The organism is Rhodanobacter sp. UC4437_H4 (genome assembly GCF_052978425.1).
In genome coordinates this window covers 113,267-127,568 of the sequence record NZ_CM129673.1, presented here as the reverse complement: position 1 = coordinate 127,568, position 14,302 = coordinate 113,267, and the positions used below count along the sequence as shown (strand labels likewise).

Here is a 14,302-nt window from a genome sequence, read left to right as displayed (position 1 = left end):
CGCATTAACACAGTGGCGCGCATCATACACCCATGCGGCGCTGCCGCAATCCCCTCGTTCCTCGCCGCTCGCCCCCCCCATCCTGGAGCCCGCATCCCGGAGCCCGCATCCCGGCTCTCGACAGACGAATGCGCGGTCATCCCGGCCCCAAAAACAGGAACCCCCGCCGAGGCGGGGGTTCCTGGCAACACGGGAAAGCCGTGTCGACTCAGGCGGACTTCTTGCGCGGGGCCGCCTTGCGGGTCGCCGGCGCCTTGGTCACCGTCGGCTTGGTGCCGGCCACGGCCGGGGCCAGCGCGTGCGCGCGCGTATTGCCGTAGCTGCTGCGGTAGATCTTGCCGCGGCGGGTCTTGCGATCGCCCTTGCCCATGGGGAACTCCTTGATTCGATGGATGTACGGCCGTCCATCATAGCAGTGCGGCGGGCAACGCCATAGGCCACCCACGCCCAGCGCCAACCAGCCTCAATGCGCGCATTGCGGGCCGTGCACGTGGACCTGGACACGGCGGTCGCGACGCAGGTTGACGAAGTGTGCGGCGGCCAACAGCAGGCCGCCCGACGTGACCAGTGCACTGTGCACCAGGGTCAGTCCACCCTCGGCCCAGGTGACGCCGGAAATCAGCAGGAGCAACCCCGGGATGGCCAGCAGCAACGGCAAGGGCTGCTGGTGGCGCCGAAAGCCCCGCACCAGGGCGATCACCGCCAGCACGCAGGCAAACGCCACGAAACCCCGCTCGAAGCGATGGTCGGCCAGGAACTCCAGCCCGACCAGTGGCAGCGCGGCCAGGACGAAGGGCAGCAAGGCACAGTGGATCGCGCACAGGAACGAGGCGATCGCGCCGATGCGATCGGCGCTCTGCCATCCACGCGATGTGCCTGCCTGCCCGGAATGCATCTGCCTGCCTGCCGTCGCCGCGCGAGGCGGCCGGGGAATCTGGCCGGCATGTTACATTATAACAATAGGTCGCGCTACCGGGCGATGGTCGCCGTTCAGGCTTTGCGGCAGGCCCGGCACAGACCGTGGACTTCCAGCGTCTGCGCCTGCGGCCGGAAACCCAGCGCGCGGGCCTGCGCCTCGATCAATTCGGCGACCCGTTCGTCGCAGACCTCCTGCGCGCTGGAACAGTTGTCGCAGATCAGAAATGGGACCTGATGCGCCTCGGTCGGATGGTGGCAGGAGACGAAGGCGTTGATCGACTCCAGCTTGTGGATGAAGCCGTTCTCGAGCAGGAAATCCAGCGCGCGATAAACCGTGGGCGGAGCGGCATTGCCGTGCTGTTCGCGCAGCTGGTCGAGCAGTTCGTACGCCTTGACCGGTATGCGAGATGCCGCGATCAGTTCCAGCACCTCCTTGCGCAGGGGGGTCAGACGCAGGCCCCGCTCCTCGCTGGCGTGTTCCACCGCACGCACGAAACCCTTCGCGTCATGATGGTGGTGCGGGTGGTGCGCGTGCGCGTTGTCGGCAACATCGTGGTTCAAAGCATTCACCTCGCCTCGATCATACATCCGCCACCGCCCGCCTCAGCGCGGCACCGGCGGCGGTTTCACGGCCGGCTGGCCGCGCGGCCTGCACAGGATCACGATCCAGCCGATCGGGCCGAGCACCCAGGACCACAAGACCGCTTCCAGCACCCGGCCGCGCCACCAGCCGAGCAGCAGGCCCACGGCGACGAACAGCAGATTCCACCAGAACATGGCTGCCCAGGGCACCATATTCAACAGATTGAAGAAGACGTGCCGGAACGCGCCGGGGGCGTCGAGATCGACGCCCTGGGTGGCGCGGGCCAGCAGCTCATCCACGGGGAGACTGGCGCCAGCTGCGCCGCGCCGCCAACTCAGGCATGGGTCATGGCCATCGCGGCGTCGATGCGGCGGATCGCCTCCTCGCGCCCCGTGAGATAGATCGTGTCCTCGATCGAGGGCGAGACCTGGGTACCGGTCATTGCCACCCGCAGCGGCTGCGCCACCTTGCCCATGCCCAACTCCAGCTGCGCCGCCACCTGCTCGATGACCAGGTGGACCGCCGCCGGCTTCCACTCGCACGCGCTCAGCAGCGTCTTCGCCGCCGCCAGCACGCCCGGGGCGCTGGCGTTGCCGAGATGTTTCGCCACCGCCTTGTCGTCCCAGGCAGTGATCGGGCCGTACCAGATCTTCGCCCGCTCGGCCATTTCCTTCAGCGTGTGCACGCGCTCGCGCAGCGCCACGATGACCTCGATCGGCGCGGGGCCTTGCGCGACGTCCACGCCGGCGCGCTGCAGGTGCCATTCGAACTCGGCCAGGAACGACTGCGGCTCGTCGGTCTTCAGGTAATGCTGGTTCAGCCACGCCAGCTTCTCGGTGTCGAAGCGCGAGGCCGCCTTGTTGACGTCGGCGATGTCGAACAGCGCGATCATCTCCTCGCGCGAGAAGATCTCCTGATCGCCATGCGACCAGCCCAGCCGCACCAGGTAGTTGAGGATCGCGTGGGGCAGGAAACCCTGCTCGCGATAATCCATCACGCTGACCGCGTTGGTGCGCTTGGACAGCTTCTTGCCTTCCTTGTCCAGGATCATCGGCAGGTGCGCGAACTCCGGCACCGGCGCGCCGAGCGCGTGATAGATGTTGATCTGCCGCGGCGTGTTGTTGACGTGGTCGTCGCCGCGGATCACCTCGGTGACGCCCATGTCGATGTCGTCGACCACCACGGCGAAGTTGTAGGTCGGCCAGCCATCGGAGCGAAAGATCACCAGGTCGTCCAGCTCGCTGTTGGCGATCTCGATGCGGCCCTTGACCTTGTCCTCGAATACCACCGAGCCTTCGATCGGGTTGCGGAAGCGGATCACCCGGTTGGGGTCGTCGCGGCACGCCTCGTTGCGATCGCGGTAGTAACCGTTGTAGCGCGGTTTCTCGCCGGCCTGCATGGCCGCCTCGCGCATCGTCTCGATCTCGTCCTTGCTCTCGTAGGCGTAGTAGGCCTTGCCGGCGGCGACCAGTTGGTCGGCGACCTGCCTGTATCGGTCGAGTCGCCGGGTCTGGTAGAACGGGCCCTCGTCGGCATCGAGGCCGAGCCAGTGCATGGCGTCGAGGATCGCCTGCACCGCCGCGTCGGTGGAACGTTCGCGATCGGTATCCTCGATGCGCAGAATGAACTGTCCGCCGCGACGACGCGCCTCCAGCCAGCAGTACAGCGCGGTGCGCGCGCCGCCGATGTGCAGGAAGCCGGTGGGGCTGGGAGCGAAACGGGTACGGACGGCCATGATGTTCCGGACAACAAGGAGAAACGATGGATTTTAACCGATACCGCGGGCAGCGCCGGCCTCGCATGCGCGCCCTGCCCACCTCCATGCTCGCGCTGGCGCTGCTTGTCGCCGCCGCACCCGCAAGGGCGGAGAACCCCGGTTTCGACCGCCCCGGCTACGGCTTCACGCCGGGCGTGCTGGCCGCTGGCGAGGCAATCCTCGAACAAGGCCTGCCGGACTGGAGCCGCGACCGGCAGGATGGCGTCACCGTGTCGCAGTACACCGCCGACAGCTTGCTGCGCATCGGGCTCGGCGGGCCGTTGGAAATGCAATTGGGCAGCGACTCCTGGAACGTGCTGCGGCAAGCCAGCCCGGGCGGCAGCGTGCACAGGGAAGGCCGCGGCGACAGCCAGCTGGGGCTGAAGCTGGCGCTGCCGTCGAGCCATGCGGGCTTCAGCTGGGGCCTGCTGGGCAGCGTCACCTTCACCGACGGCGAGCGGGAGTTCCGCGGAGACCATCGCCAGTACCTGCTCGGCGCGCAGTTCAACCTGGATGTCGGCGAGCGCCACTCGCTGGGCCTTTACCTGGAGAACGTGCGCCGCGGCGGCGCCGACAACCCCACCGTGGCGCTGGACGACAGCCATGCGCTGTCGTCGGCGCTGACCCTGTACACCGAACTCGCCTGGCAGCACCTGCCCGGCGAGGGCAGCGGCAGCCTCGCCGGTGCCGGCGTGCAGTGGATGGTCACGCCCCGCGTGCAACTGGACGCGGGCTTCGACCATCGCCTGCACGGCTCGGCAAACCAGTGGCAGGGCAATCTGGGCGTGTCGATCTACTTCGGCGACTGATTGCGTCGCACGCCCCCGCGATTACTTGACGTGGACGGTGATCTTCTTCGACACCACCGCCGGCACGAACGGCACATGATTCGCGTCCCCCAGCTCCAGTTGCAGAGTATGCGTACCCGGGGCCAGCTTCAGCGTGGTCTGGGTCTGTCCGCCGCCGAAATGGATGTGGTTGGCGTCGGCCGGAATCGGCTGGCCGGCGGCGGGCAAGGTCTTCACGTCGACCAGCAGGTGATGATGGCCGGTGTGCTCCCTGGTCACGCCCGCTGGCGCCACGCCCATGCCCTCGAGGCCGAAGCGCACGGTGAATTCCTGGCCGACGGTGGCGCCGTCCGCGGGCGAGATGATGTAGACCCTGGCGGCGGCCGGCGCCGACGTGCCCGGCAGCGCAGGTGCTTCGGCTGCCATCGCGACAGTGGCCAGACCGGTGAGGGCGAGAATGAGCAGGATGCGATTCATCGAGGGAACCTCCAGCAAAGGGGAACTCCCAGTGTAAGCGCTGCACCGCGCCGCCGCCCACTGTGCGCAATATGCTCACGCCGTCGTGGCTGCCTTTGCGCTCAAGCAGATAGCGAATTTGTCCACAGGCTTTGCCGAACGTGCTCCACAGTCGCTGTGGAAAACTCTCGCGCCGTTGCTCAGAAAATCATCAAGGCGTGGCAAGTCATTGCCGGCAAAGGACGAAGCGCGGTTGTCCACAGGCTTGTACAGCGACGGCGCACAGAAGCTGTGGAAAACCCGGCCCGCGATACGACGATGCCGCCCGTGGGCGGCATCGCTCCGCGACGCGCGACGCACGCTCAGGCCGCGCGATCGGCCCGGGTCAGGATGCCGAACAGGTCGGCAAGCTTGTCGCGCATCTCGCGGCGGTCGACGATCAGGTCGATCGCACCGTGGTCAAGCAGGAACTCCGAACGCTGGAAGCCTTCCGGCAGCGTCTCGCGCACGGTCTGCTCGATCACGCGCGGACCGGCAAAGCCGATCAGCGCCTTGGGCTCGCCGATGTTGATGTCGCCCAGCATCGCCAGGCTGGCCGAGACACCACCGGTGGTCGGGTTGGTCAGCACGCTGATGTACGGCACGCCGGCATCGCGCAGACGCGCCAGCGCGGCCGAGGTCTTGGCCATCTGCATCAGCGAGAACAGCGCCTCCTGCATGCGCGCACCGCCAGTGGCGGAGAAACACACCAGCGCGCTCTTGTCGGCCAGCGCACGTTCGGCGGCGCGGGCGAACTTCTCGCCCACCACCGACCCCATCGAACCGCCCATGTAGGCAAACTCGAACGCCACCGCCATCAACGGACGTCCCTTCAAGCGGCCGCTCATCGCGACCATGGCGTCCTTCTCGCCCAGTTTCTTCTGGGTGGCGATGATGCGGTCGCGATACTTTTTCGAATCGCGGAACTTCAGCGGGTCGGCCGGTTCCATGCTGGCCCACAGTTCCTGGCCGGAACCTTCGTCCAGCAGCGCGCCCAGGCGCGCCCGTGCGCTGATGTAGTGATGGTGGCCGCACTTGGGACACACCATCAGGTTGCGTTCCAGTTCGGGCCGGTACAGCACGGTGCCGCAGCCCGCGCATTTCTCCCACACGCCCTCGGGCACCGAGCCCTTGCCGCCGCCCGAAGGGAGCGTGCGGGTACGCGGGTTCATGATCTTCTGCAGCCAGTTCATCGCAATACCTCAAACTTTCGAGACGGCCGGGTCGACCGCCTCAGCGTGCATCCAGCGCCGCGCGGATCGGCTGCAGGAAACTGCGCACACGACCCGTGATATCCGCCGCGTCCGTGGCCGCCGCCAGGCTTTCGACCAGCGCGCTGCCGATGACGACCGCGTCAGCGAAGCCGCCGATCGCTGCGGCGCTGGCCGCATCGCGAATGCCGAACCCCACCGCCACCGGCGTACCGGCGAGGCTCCTGACTTCGGCAACGCGCTCGGCAATCTCGCTGACGCTCAACTGCGCCGCTCCGGTGACGCCAGCGAACGATACATAATACAGGAAGCCTTCCGCCGAGCTGCACAACTGCGCCATACGCGCAGGTGCGGTGGTGGGCGCGGCGAGCAGGATCTGCTGCAACCCCGCCCCGCGCAGCGACTGCAGCACGGTCGACTCCTCCAGCGGACAATCGACCAGCAGCACGCCATCGACGCCGGCCGCCACGGCCTCCTGTGCGAAGCGCGCGTAGCCGTGGATCTCCAGCGGGTTCAGATAGCCCATCAGCACGACCGGGGTTTCCGCATCGCGTTCGCGAAATGCATGCACCCAGCCCAGCACCTGCGCGAGACCGACGCCCTTGGCGATCGCCCGCTCACTGGCGTGCTGGATCACCGGGCCGTCTGCCATCGGATCGGAAAACGGCACGCCCAGCTCGATAAGGTCCGCCCCCGATTCCACCAGCGCATGCATCATCGCCACCATGTGCTGCGGCGAGGGATCGCCCGCGGTGACGAACGGGATCAGGCCGGTGCGGCCGGTGGCCTTGAGTTGGGCGAAGCGGGTGTCGATGCGGCTCATAAGACAGGAGTGAGTAATGAGAAGTGAGAAGTGAAAGAGAGCTCGGGCGGGTCTGAGCGGTTCTGGAGTGCGAGACTTCCTCTCACTTCTCACTCCTCTCCACTCACTCCTCGCTACACGCTCACTCCCTCGCGCGCCGCGATCGTGTGCACGTCCTTGTCGCCGCGGCCGGACAGGTTGCACAGCACGATGCCGTCTTTGGGCAACTCGCGCGCCAGCTTGATCGCCTGCGCCACCGCGTGGCTGGATTCCAGGGCGGCCAGGATGCCTTCGGTGCGCGCCAGCAGGTGGAACGCCTCCAGCGCCTCGTCGTCGGTGATGCCGACGTACTCGGCGCGACCGGCATCCTTCAGGAAGGCATGCTCCGGCCCCACACCGGGATAGTCGAGGCCGGCGGAGACCGAATGCGTCTCGGTGATCTGGCCGTTGTCGTCGCACAGCACGTAGGTGCGGTTGCCATGCAGCACGCCGGGACGGCCGGCCGCCAGCGAGGCGGCATGATGACCGGTGGCGATCCCCTCGCCTGCCGCCTCGGCGCCGACGATGCGCACGTCGGCGTCGTTGAGGAAGGCATGGAACAGGCCGATGGCATTGGAGCCGCCGCCGACGCAGGCGGTCAGCACGTCGGGCAGGCGGCCGTATTGCGCCAGCATCTGCGCGCGTGCCTCGCGCCCCACGACGGCATTGAAGTCGCGCACCATCTTCGGATACGGATGCGGACCGGCCACGGTGCCGATGATGTAGAAGGTGTCGGCCACGTTGGTGACCCAGTCGCGCATCGCCTCGTTCAACGCATCCTTCAACGTCTTCGAACCGGAAGTCACCGGCACCACCTCGGCGCCGAGCAGCTTCATGCGGTAGACGTTGATCTTCTGCCGCTCGATGTCGACCGCACCCATGTACACCACGCAGCGCATGCCGAAGCGCGCCGCTACCGTGGCCGTGGCTACGCCATGTTGACCGGCGCCGGTTTCCGCGATGACGCGCTGCTTGCCCATGTGCCGCGCCACCAGCGCCTGGCCGATGGTGTTGTTGATCTTGTGCGCGCCGGTGTGGTTGAGGTCCTCGCGCTTGAACAGAATGCGCGCGCCGCCAACCTGCCGCGACAGCCGTTCGGCGTGGTAGATCGGGCTGGGCCGGCCGACGTAGTGCTGCAGGTCGCGATCCAGTTCCGCGAGGAAAGCCGGATCGGTGCTCAGCCGTTCGTAAGCCTCGCTCAACTCGGCCAACGGCGCCATCAGCGTCTCGGCGACATAGCTGCCGCCATACTCGCCGAAGCGGCCATGGGCGTCGGGGTAGAGGTTGAAGTCCGCAATCTTGCTCATGGGGTCACTCGGGGATGGGCATGCCGCACTGCGGCAAGCGACCATCTTAGCGGATAGTTCACAGATAACGCCGGATGGTTTCCCGGAACTCGGCCAGTTGCCCCGGCGTGAGCGCGCCGAGTATCCCGCGCCGCTCGGCGGGGATGTGCGCGGCGGGGTCGTCGTCGCCGAAGACGTAGTGATCCAGCAGGCCTTTCCACGCCGCCCGCTCCGCCGGCGGCAACGCGCGGAACACGAGGATGCAGTGCATCAGGCAGCCCAGCGCCGTGGCCGGTGCGTCGCCCCCGGCCGGCACCGGTTTCCACCAGTAGTTCACCAGCGCATTGATCTGCTCCAGCGACTCGACGTGGTGCCACCACATCGGCGGGATGTAGATCGCGTCGCCAGGATGCAGTTCGGCCACCTGAGCCGCGGCCAGCGCATCTTTCAAGCGCGGATAACGCGGATCGTCGGGACGATCCAGCCGCGCCATGCCGATCGCCGCGCCGGTCGGCGCGAAATCCAGCGGACCGACATAGAGATTGCGCACCTGCTCCGGGGCGAACAGGGTGAAGCGCCGCACCCCGCACGCCACACAGGCGACGTTGTGGTACTCGTCGAAATGCGCCGGCGTGGTGACCTTGTTGCCGATCCAGATGCGCGGCTGGATCGCCTTGTCGATGAAGGGAACCGCATGATCCTCCAGCAGTCCGGGCAGGCAGTCGGCGATCAGCGCGCTCTGCATCGCCAGCCCCGGCGGATTGTCCTGGCGGCTGTAGGCCGCCAGCCGCTGCAGGCCCCGGGTGATCGAGACGCGGTGATGCGCGTAGTTGAAACCGTCGACATTCGCGTTGTAGCCGATCACGCCGCCCTCGCCTGCCGGCATCAGCAGCGCGTCGACCTCGCGGCCGTTGTCCAGCTTCGCCAGGCCTTGCGCAAAGGCGGTGTCCGACCGCCGCGACCACGCCACCATCGGCCAGTCGCGGCAGAGGCCGCGGATCACCAGCGGGCGGGCACGATCCACCAGGCCCGCGAGTTCGAGTGCCTGCCCGGCGCCGCGATATTCCTCGATCACTCCCGGCATGCCGCCTGCTCCGCGTCGGCCGCGCGCACCGCGCGGATGAAGGCTTCGAGCCGCGCCGCGTCCTTGATCCCCGGTGCCGATTCCACTCCGCTGGCCACATCCACCGCCCACGGACGTGCCGCGCGCACCGCATCGCCCACGTTGCCGGCGTGCAGGCCACCGGCCAGGATCAGCGGCTGCGCCAGATTGCCGGGCAGCAACGACCAGTCGAACGCCTTGCCGCTGCCGCCCGCCTCGCCGGGTGCATGGCCGTCCAGCAACAGGCCGGCGGCGCGCGGGTAATCGCGCAGGCGCGGAAGCGCGGCAGCGCCATCGCCCATCGCGATCGCCTTGACGAAGGGGCGGTCGAACCGTGCGCACCAGTCGTCGCCCTCATCGCCATGGAACTGCAGCAGCGCGGGATCGACTTCATCGACCACCTGCCGCACCAGCGCCGCCGCGTCGTCCATGAACAGGGCCACCGTGGCGATGAACGGCGGCAGCGCCGCGACGATCTCGCGCGCACGCGCCAGCGTCACCTGCCGCTTGCTGCGCGCGGTGAACACCAGGCCGATCGCATCGGCGCCGAGCCGCGCGGCGAGCAGCGCATCCTCGACGCGGGTCATGCCACAGCATTTGATGCGGGTCACGGGCCGGCTCCCGTCAGGCAGACTTCGGTGGGCAGGCCCCAGTGTGCCTCGTAGCGCGGGCCGATGAAGGTCAGCCCCGAGGCCGGTGCAGTCGGTCCGGCCACCTGGCGGTCGCGGCCGGCGAGCAGTTCGGCCATCCATTCCACCGGCTGCTCGCCGCGACCGACCAGCAGCAGCGAACCCGCGATGTTGCGCACCATGTGGTGCAGGAAGGCATTGGCCTCGATCTCCAGCATGACGTGCTCGCCCTCGCGGCGAACGCTGATCTCGAGCACCGAGCGCCGCGGGTGCGGCGCCTGGCACGACAGCGCCCGGAATGCGCTGAAGTCGTGCTCGCCCAGCAAGGATTGCGCGGCTTCGTGCATGCGCTGCGCGTCCAGCGGCAGGCGCTCCCAGGTGACGTAGCGCGCGTCCAGCGCGGCGCGCACCGGCCGGTTGAGGATGTGATAGCGATAACGGCGGCTGCGCGCGGAGAAGCGCGCGTGGAAGCTGTCCGGCACCGGTTGCGCCCACAACACGGCCACGCTGGCCGGCAGGTTCGAGCACGCGCCCAGCACCCAGCCGCGCAATTCGCGGCGTGCATCGGTATCGAAATGCACCACCTGGCAGCGGCCGTGGACGCCGGCGTCGGTGCGTCCTGCGCAACTGACCAGCACCGGATGGGCCGCCACTTTCGACAAGGCCTCCTCCACTGCGCCCTGCACGCTCGGCCCTTCGGTCAGGCGTTGCCAGCCGAAGAAATCGGTGCCGTCATACTCGATGCCGAGGGCGATGCGCATGGATGCCGCAGATCCGGAAGGAAGCGTCGAAGATTAGCAGGCAGGCACCGACGTCATGCCCGCCGAAAAGAAATCGGGCCGGCAAGGCCGGCCCGGTTCCGTCCCGTTCGCGATGCGATCTCAGCCCAGACCGTCGAGCAGCTTGCGCGCCACGTCGCGCTGCATCTGGCTGCCTTCCTTGAGCACTTCGCCCAGCATCGCGCGGGCGCCATCGGCATCGCCCATGTCGAGATAGGCGCGCGCCAGGTCGAGTTTGGTATCGACCGGATCGTCGCTGAACTCAGCCGACTCCGCGGCGGACGCGCCGGTTTCCGGCGCATCCCAGGAAGCCTTCGGCTCGGCGTGCGGCTTGACCACGGTAATGTCGTCCGCGGCCGCCGGCGGCGTCGTGCGCGAACCACCGGCTGCGGGCTGGGTCAGGTCGAAATCGAAGCTGTACTCGGTGACTTTCTTCGTGCCGGTCGGCAGCGCCGGCGGCAGCGGGGAAACCACGGTGGGTGCGTCGCTGTCGTCGGCGTAGTCGTCGATGTCGAACGCCTGCGTCGCCTCGGACTCGACGTCGGCAGGCTCCGCATGATGGTCGAACAACGGATGCCCCGGCGCGAGATCCTCGCCCATGTGCACCACGTCCTGCCACTCGTCCTGTTCCGGGTCGGTGATGTGGGCGTGCATCGCTTCGGCCGCGGCCTCGAAACGCTCCACGTCGCGGCGCGAGTAGTACAGCGTGACCAGTTCCAGATGCAGGTAGATGTCGTCCGGATGCTCGGCCAGCTGGTCGAGCAGTTGCTCCTGGTCGGTATCGCCATCGGCCAGCAGATCGTCGTCGCCCTCGCCTGCCGGCGGCGTGGCGCCGAAACGATCGGCCAGCGAGGCTCCCCCCGTCTTGGCGGCGGCCGCAGGCTTGCGGCGGCGACCGAGAACGGCAAGCAGAATCAACACGATGACCGCGCCGGCCGCTGCGGCCCAGGCCCAAGTCTGCATGTACCAGGGTTGCTCGACCACGCGTGCCGGGGCGGGCGCGGGCGCGGGTGCGGACGCAGGTTCGGCCGCAACCGTGGCCGCAGCAGCCGGTGTCGCACTGGCAGTAGCCAGCGAGGCCGAACCGGCCGGCGCGAACGCGGTGCCTGCCGCTGCCACCGATGCCGAGGTCGCCGCGCCGGAGGAGGCCGAGGCCACCGGGCTCTCGCTGGCCTCGGCGCTGCTGCCGGCGCTGGCCACCGCCGGCGCGAGCGCTGCGGGTTCCGCTACCGTGCTCGCAGCCACGGGAGCGGTTGCCGGCGCGCCGGTGCCCTTGCGTGCAGCGGCCAGCTTGGCCTGCAACTCGGCGATCTCGCTGTCCTTCAGCGACAGCAGGTGTTCGTTCTTGGCGTTGATGTCGGTGAGGTCTTTCAGCCGCGCCTTCAGGTCGCCGCTCTGCTGCTTCAGGCTGGCCACGCTTTCGCGGGAGCGCAGCAATTCCTCGCGCAGGCTGGCAGAGGACTGGTCGGTCTTGCCGGATGACTGCCCGCCGCCGGCGGTGCCGGCCTGCGGAGGCACCAGCGCCAGCCGGTCCTCGTTGTCGGCCGCGCCGGTGGTGGGCGAGCCGGAGGAGGAAGCGCGCGTTGCCGCATCGGCCACCACCGCGGGCTTGCCCGGCGTGCCGGCGCGCCAGTCGCTGTTCTGCCGGCTCACCTCGGCGGCCGCCGCGGCCAGGCTCATGGCCTGCGCCTCGGAGGCGCTGGGCACGCGCAATACCGCGCCGCTCTTGAGCGCGTTGATGTTGTCGCGATAGAAGGCGTCCGGATTGGCCTGCTGCAGGGCCAGCATCATCTGGCGCACGTCGACGCCGGTCGGCGTCACGCTGCGGGCGATGCCCGACAGTGTCTGGCCGCTCTGCACCGGACCGAGACGGCCGTTCTCGACGGCAGCGGGAGCCGGAGTGCGGGTAGCCGCCGCCGCTTGCGGCGCCGGGGCGGGAGCGCGCTGCGCAGGGCGCGGCGCCGGGCTGGCCGGGCGCGGCGCCGCCACTGGCGCCGGCGCGGGGGTTGCCGCGACCGGGTGCGAGCCGGGTGGATCGAGCAGGATCGCGTACTCGCGCACGCTGGGGCCGTCCTTGCCGTCCACTTCAATGAGGAGGTCGAGATAGGGATCGTTCACCGGTTCGCTGCTGGTGATGCGGATCACCGGGTGCGCGCCGGTGGCAACGCTGAAGTGCAGCGGAATGTCGGTGCGCCCGCCGACGATGCCGGCCCGGGCAAACTGCTCGCTGGAGGCCAGTTTCACCTTGAGACCCTGCAACTCGGCCGGACTGGCCGGGTGCAGCGGAATCTCGGCCAGCAGCGGCTGTCCCAATGCCGATTTGACCTGGACCTGGCCCATGTCCACGGCCAGGAGCTGGCTGCTCCCCAGCGCCAGCGCCACCAGCATCGACAATTTCAACGAACGATTCATGCATGTTCCCCCGAGCGATCCCTGACGCTTTCTTGTTGAAAAGATGCCGCCACCAGGGCGGCGGCCGCGTCACCGTGCCGCCACTTTAGTTACAAGAAGCGCAATCAACAATAGCCGCGGCGAATACTTGCGACACATTGCTGCTGCCGGTTCTTGCCCCGGACACCCCGTCATGGGTGGTCATCAGGCACCGCGGCCTGCACCTGCAACAACTGGCGGCGCAACTCGGCGATCTGCGCGTCCTGCTGCTCCAGGCGCCGGCTGGCGCGCTGGCTGGCTGATTCCTGACGCGCCACCTCCTGCTGCAGGCGCTTCACCTCGACCTGATTGCGTTGCATCCGCTGCCGTACGGCCGGCAGCGCCGGGACGGCCGTCGAGCCGGCGCGGGCCGGTCCGGCCGGCGGCGCGGCCCAGGCCGACGCGGTGAGCAGGATGCCGATGGCGGCAAGAGACGGCAGGACACGCATGGTCAGAGATAATCCTCGATCAGCAACTCGGCAATCTGCACCGCATTCAAGGCCGCACCCTTGCGGATGTTGTCCGAGACGACCCACAGGTCCAGCCCGCGCTCATGCGAGATGTCCTCGCGGATGCGCCCGACGAACACGCCATCGGTCCCGGCCGCCTGCGCCACCGGGGTCGGGTAGCCGGCCGGCTTGCGCTCGTCCATCAGCACCACGCCCGGCGCCTGGCGCAGCAGTTCGCGCGCCTCCTCGGCGGTGATCTTGTCGCTGGTCTCGATGTGCACCGCCTCGGAATGGCCATAGAACACCGGCACGCGCACCGCGGTCGGGTTCACCTGGATCGACTCGTCCTCCAGGATCTTGCGGGTCTCCCACACCAGCTTCATCTCCTCCTTGGTGTAGCCGTTGGGCTGGAAGTCGTCGATCTGCGGGATCACATTGAACGCGATCTGGACCGGGAATTTCTTGCCCGGTTCCACGCTTTGGAAATTCAGCAGGGCCGCGGTCTGTCGGCCCAGCTCCTCCATGCCGCTGCGGCCGGCACCGGAGACGGACTGGTAGGTGGCCACGTTGATCCGCTCGATCTGCGCCGCGCGGTGGATCGGCGCCAGCGCGACCAGCATCTGCATGGTCGAGCAATTCGGGTTGGCGATGATGCCGCGGTTGGTGTACTGGGCGATCGCGTGCGGGTTGACCTCGCTGATCACCAGCGGGATGTCGTCCTGATAGCGGAACTCCGAAGTGTTGTCGATCACCACCGCGCCGGCCGCTGCCGCGCGCGGCGCGTGTTCGCGGCTGACCGAGCCGCCGGCGGAGAAGAACGCGATGTCGACGCCGGCGAAGTCGTAGGTGTCCAGCAACTGCACGGTGACCTGCTTGCCGCCGAAGCTGACCTTGCCACCGGCTGATCGCTCGCTGGCCAGCGGCACCAGCTCGCTGACCGGAAACTCGCGCTCGGCGAGGATGGCCAGCAGGGCTTCGCCGACGGCACCGGTGGCGCCGACCATGGCGACCTTGTAACTGCTCTTGTGACTCATG

Annotated in this window: 16 protein-coding genes; 1 reads left to right on the top strand and 15 read right to left on the bottom strand. The window is 68.2% G+C overall.

What is annotated here, in order from left to right:
• Positions 1 to 208: 208 nt before the first annotated feature.
• The 5 genes from ACVCL3_RS00695 to gltX form a co-directional block, all read right to left on the bottom strand.
• Positions 209 to 370, bottom strand: coding sequence for a 30S ribosomal protein THX (locus tag ACVCL3_RS00695; protein WP_395119013.1), 162 nt, complete (start codon positions 368 to 370; stop codon positions 209 to 211).
• Between the two features lie 93 nt (positions 371 to 463).
• A complete protein-coding gene (locus ACVCL3_RS00690; protein WP_395119015.1) occupies positions 464 to 895 on the bottom strand; it encodes a MerC domain-containing protein in 432 nt (143 codons plus the stop codon).
• 95 nt (positions 896 to 990) lie between these two features.
• On the bottom strand, positions 991 to 1,506 hold the full coding sequence (locus tag ACVCL3_RS00685; protein ID WP_395119017.1) for a transcriptional repressor: 516 nt from the start codon (positions 1,504 to 1,506) through the stop codon (positions 991 to 993).
• A gap of 15 nt (positions 1,507 to 1,521) precedes the next feature.
• Entirely contained in the window at positions 1,522 to 1,800 is a 279-nt protein-coding gene (locus ACVCL3_RS00680; protein ID WP_447098700.1) for a hypothetical protein, read from the bottom strand.
• 35 nt (positions 1,801 to 1,835) lie between these two features.
• Positions 1,836 to 3,236, bottom strand: a complete 1,401-nt coding sequence (gene gltX / locus ACVCL3_RS00675) for a glutamate--tRNA ligase (RefSeq protein ID WP_447100178.1) — start codon at positions 3,234 to 3,236, stop codon at positions 1,836 to 1,838.
• Positions 3,237 to 3,262: 26 nt separating this feature from the next.
• On the opposite strand from gltX, the gene ACVCL3_RS00670 reads away from it, so the two are divergent.
• A complete protein-coding gene (locus ACVCL3_RS00670) occupies positions 3,263 to 4,066 on the top strand; it encodes a transporter (RefSeq protein WP_447100177.1) in 804 nt (267 codons plus the stop codon).
• A 21-nt stretch (positions 4,067 to 4,087) separates the two neighbouring features.
• Here the strand turns inward: ACVCL3_RS00670 and ACVCL3_RS00665 are convergent, their stop codons facing one another.
• The 10 genes from ACVCL3_RS00665 to ACVCL3_RS00620 form a co-directional block, all read right to left on the bottom strand.
• A complete protein-coding gene (locus tag ACVCL3_RS00665; protein WP_447100176.1) occupies positions 4,088 to 4,522 on the bottom strand; it encodes a DUF4399 domain-containing protein in 435 nt (144 codons plus the stop codon).
• A 341-nt stretch (positions 4,523 to 4,863) separates the two neighbouring features.
• Complete coding sequence (gene accD / locus ACVCL3_RS00660; protein WP_395119027.1) at positions 4,864 to 5,733, bottom strand: acetyl-CoA carboxylase, carboxyltransferase subunit beta; 870 nt, start codon at positions 5,731 to 5,733, stop codon at positions 4,864 to 4,866.
• A gap of 40 nt (positions 5,734 to 5,773) precedes the next feature.
• Positions 5,774 to 6,574 carry a tryptophan synthase subunit alpha gene (trpA, locus tag ACVCL3_RS00655; RefSeq protein ID WP_447100175.1) on the bottom strand — a complete coding sequence of 267 codons (801 nt, stop codon included), beginning with the start codon at positions 6,572 to 6,574 and terminating at the stop codon, positions 5,774 to 5,776.
• Between the two features lie 113 nt (positions 6,575 to 6,687).
• The gene (gene trpB, locus ACVCL3_RS00650; RefSeq protein ID WP_395119031.1) at positions 6,688 to 7,899 is read right to left on the bottom strand and encodes a tryptophan synthase subunit beta; all 1,212 of its coding nucleotides are present in this window, start codon (positions 7,897 to 7,899) and stop codon (positions 6,688 to 6,690) included.
• A gap of 58 nt (positions 7,900 to 7,957) precedes the next feature.
• Positions 7,958 to 8,962 (bottom strand): cupin-like domain-containing protein, encoded by a 1,005-nt coding sequence (locus ACVCL3_RS00645; RefSeq protein ID WP_447098694.1) that lies wholly within the window; start codon positions 8,960 to 8,962, stop codon positions 7,958 to 7,960.
• Entirely contained in the window at positions 8,950 to 9,591 is a 642-nt protein-coding gene (locus ACVCL3_RS00640) for a phosphoribosylanthranilate isomerase (RefSeq protein WP_447098693.1), read from the bottom strand. Before ACVCL3_RS00640 ends, ACVCL3_RS00645 begins: the two co-directional genes overlap by 13 nt.
• Positions 9,588 to 10,370 (bottom strand): tRNA pseudouridine(38-40) synthase TruA, encoded by a 783-nt coding sequence (truA, locus tag ACVCL3_RS00635; RefSeq protein ID WP_447098692.1) that lies wholly within the window; start codon positions 10,368 to 10,370, stop codon positions 9,588 to 9,590. Before truA ends, ACVCL3_RS00640 begins: the two co-directional genes overlap by 4 nt.
• A gap of 120 nt (positions 10,371 to 10,490) precedes the next feature.
• Positions 10,491 to 12,800: a FimV/HubP family polar landmark protein gene (locus ACVCL3_RS00630; protein ID WP_447100174.1), complete on the bottom strand. Its 2,310-nt coding sequence runs from the start codon at positions 12,798 to 12,800 to the stop codon at positions 10,491 to 10,493.
• A gap of 170 nt (positions 12,801 to 12,970) precedes the next feature.
• Positions 12,971 to 13,267: a hypothetical protein gene (locus ACVCL3_RS00625; RefSeq protein WP_447098690.1), complete on the bottom strand. Its 297-nt coding sequence runs from the start codon at positions 13,265 to 13,267 to the stop codon at positions 12,971 to 12,973.
• Positions 13,268 to 13,269: 2 nt separating this feature from the next.
• Positions 13,270 to 14,301: an aspartate-semialdehyde dehydrogenase gene (locus ACVCL3_RS00620; RefSeq protein ID WP_395119043.1), complete on the bottom strand. Its 1,032-nt coding sequence runs from the start codon at positions 14,299 to 14,301 to the stop codon at positions 13,270 to 13,272.
• Position 14,302 lies beyond the last annotated feature (1 nt).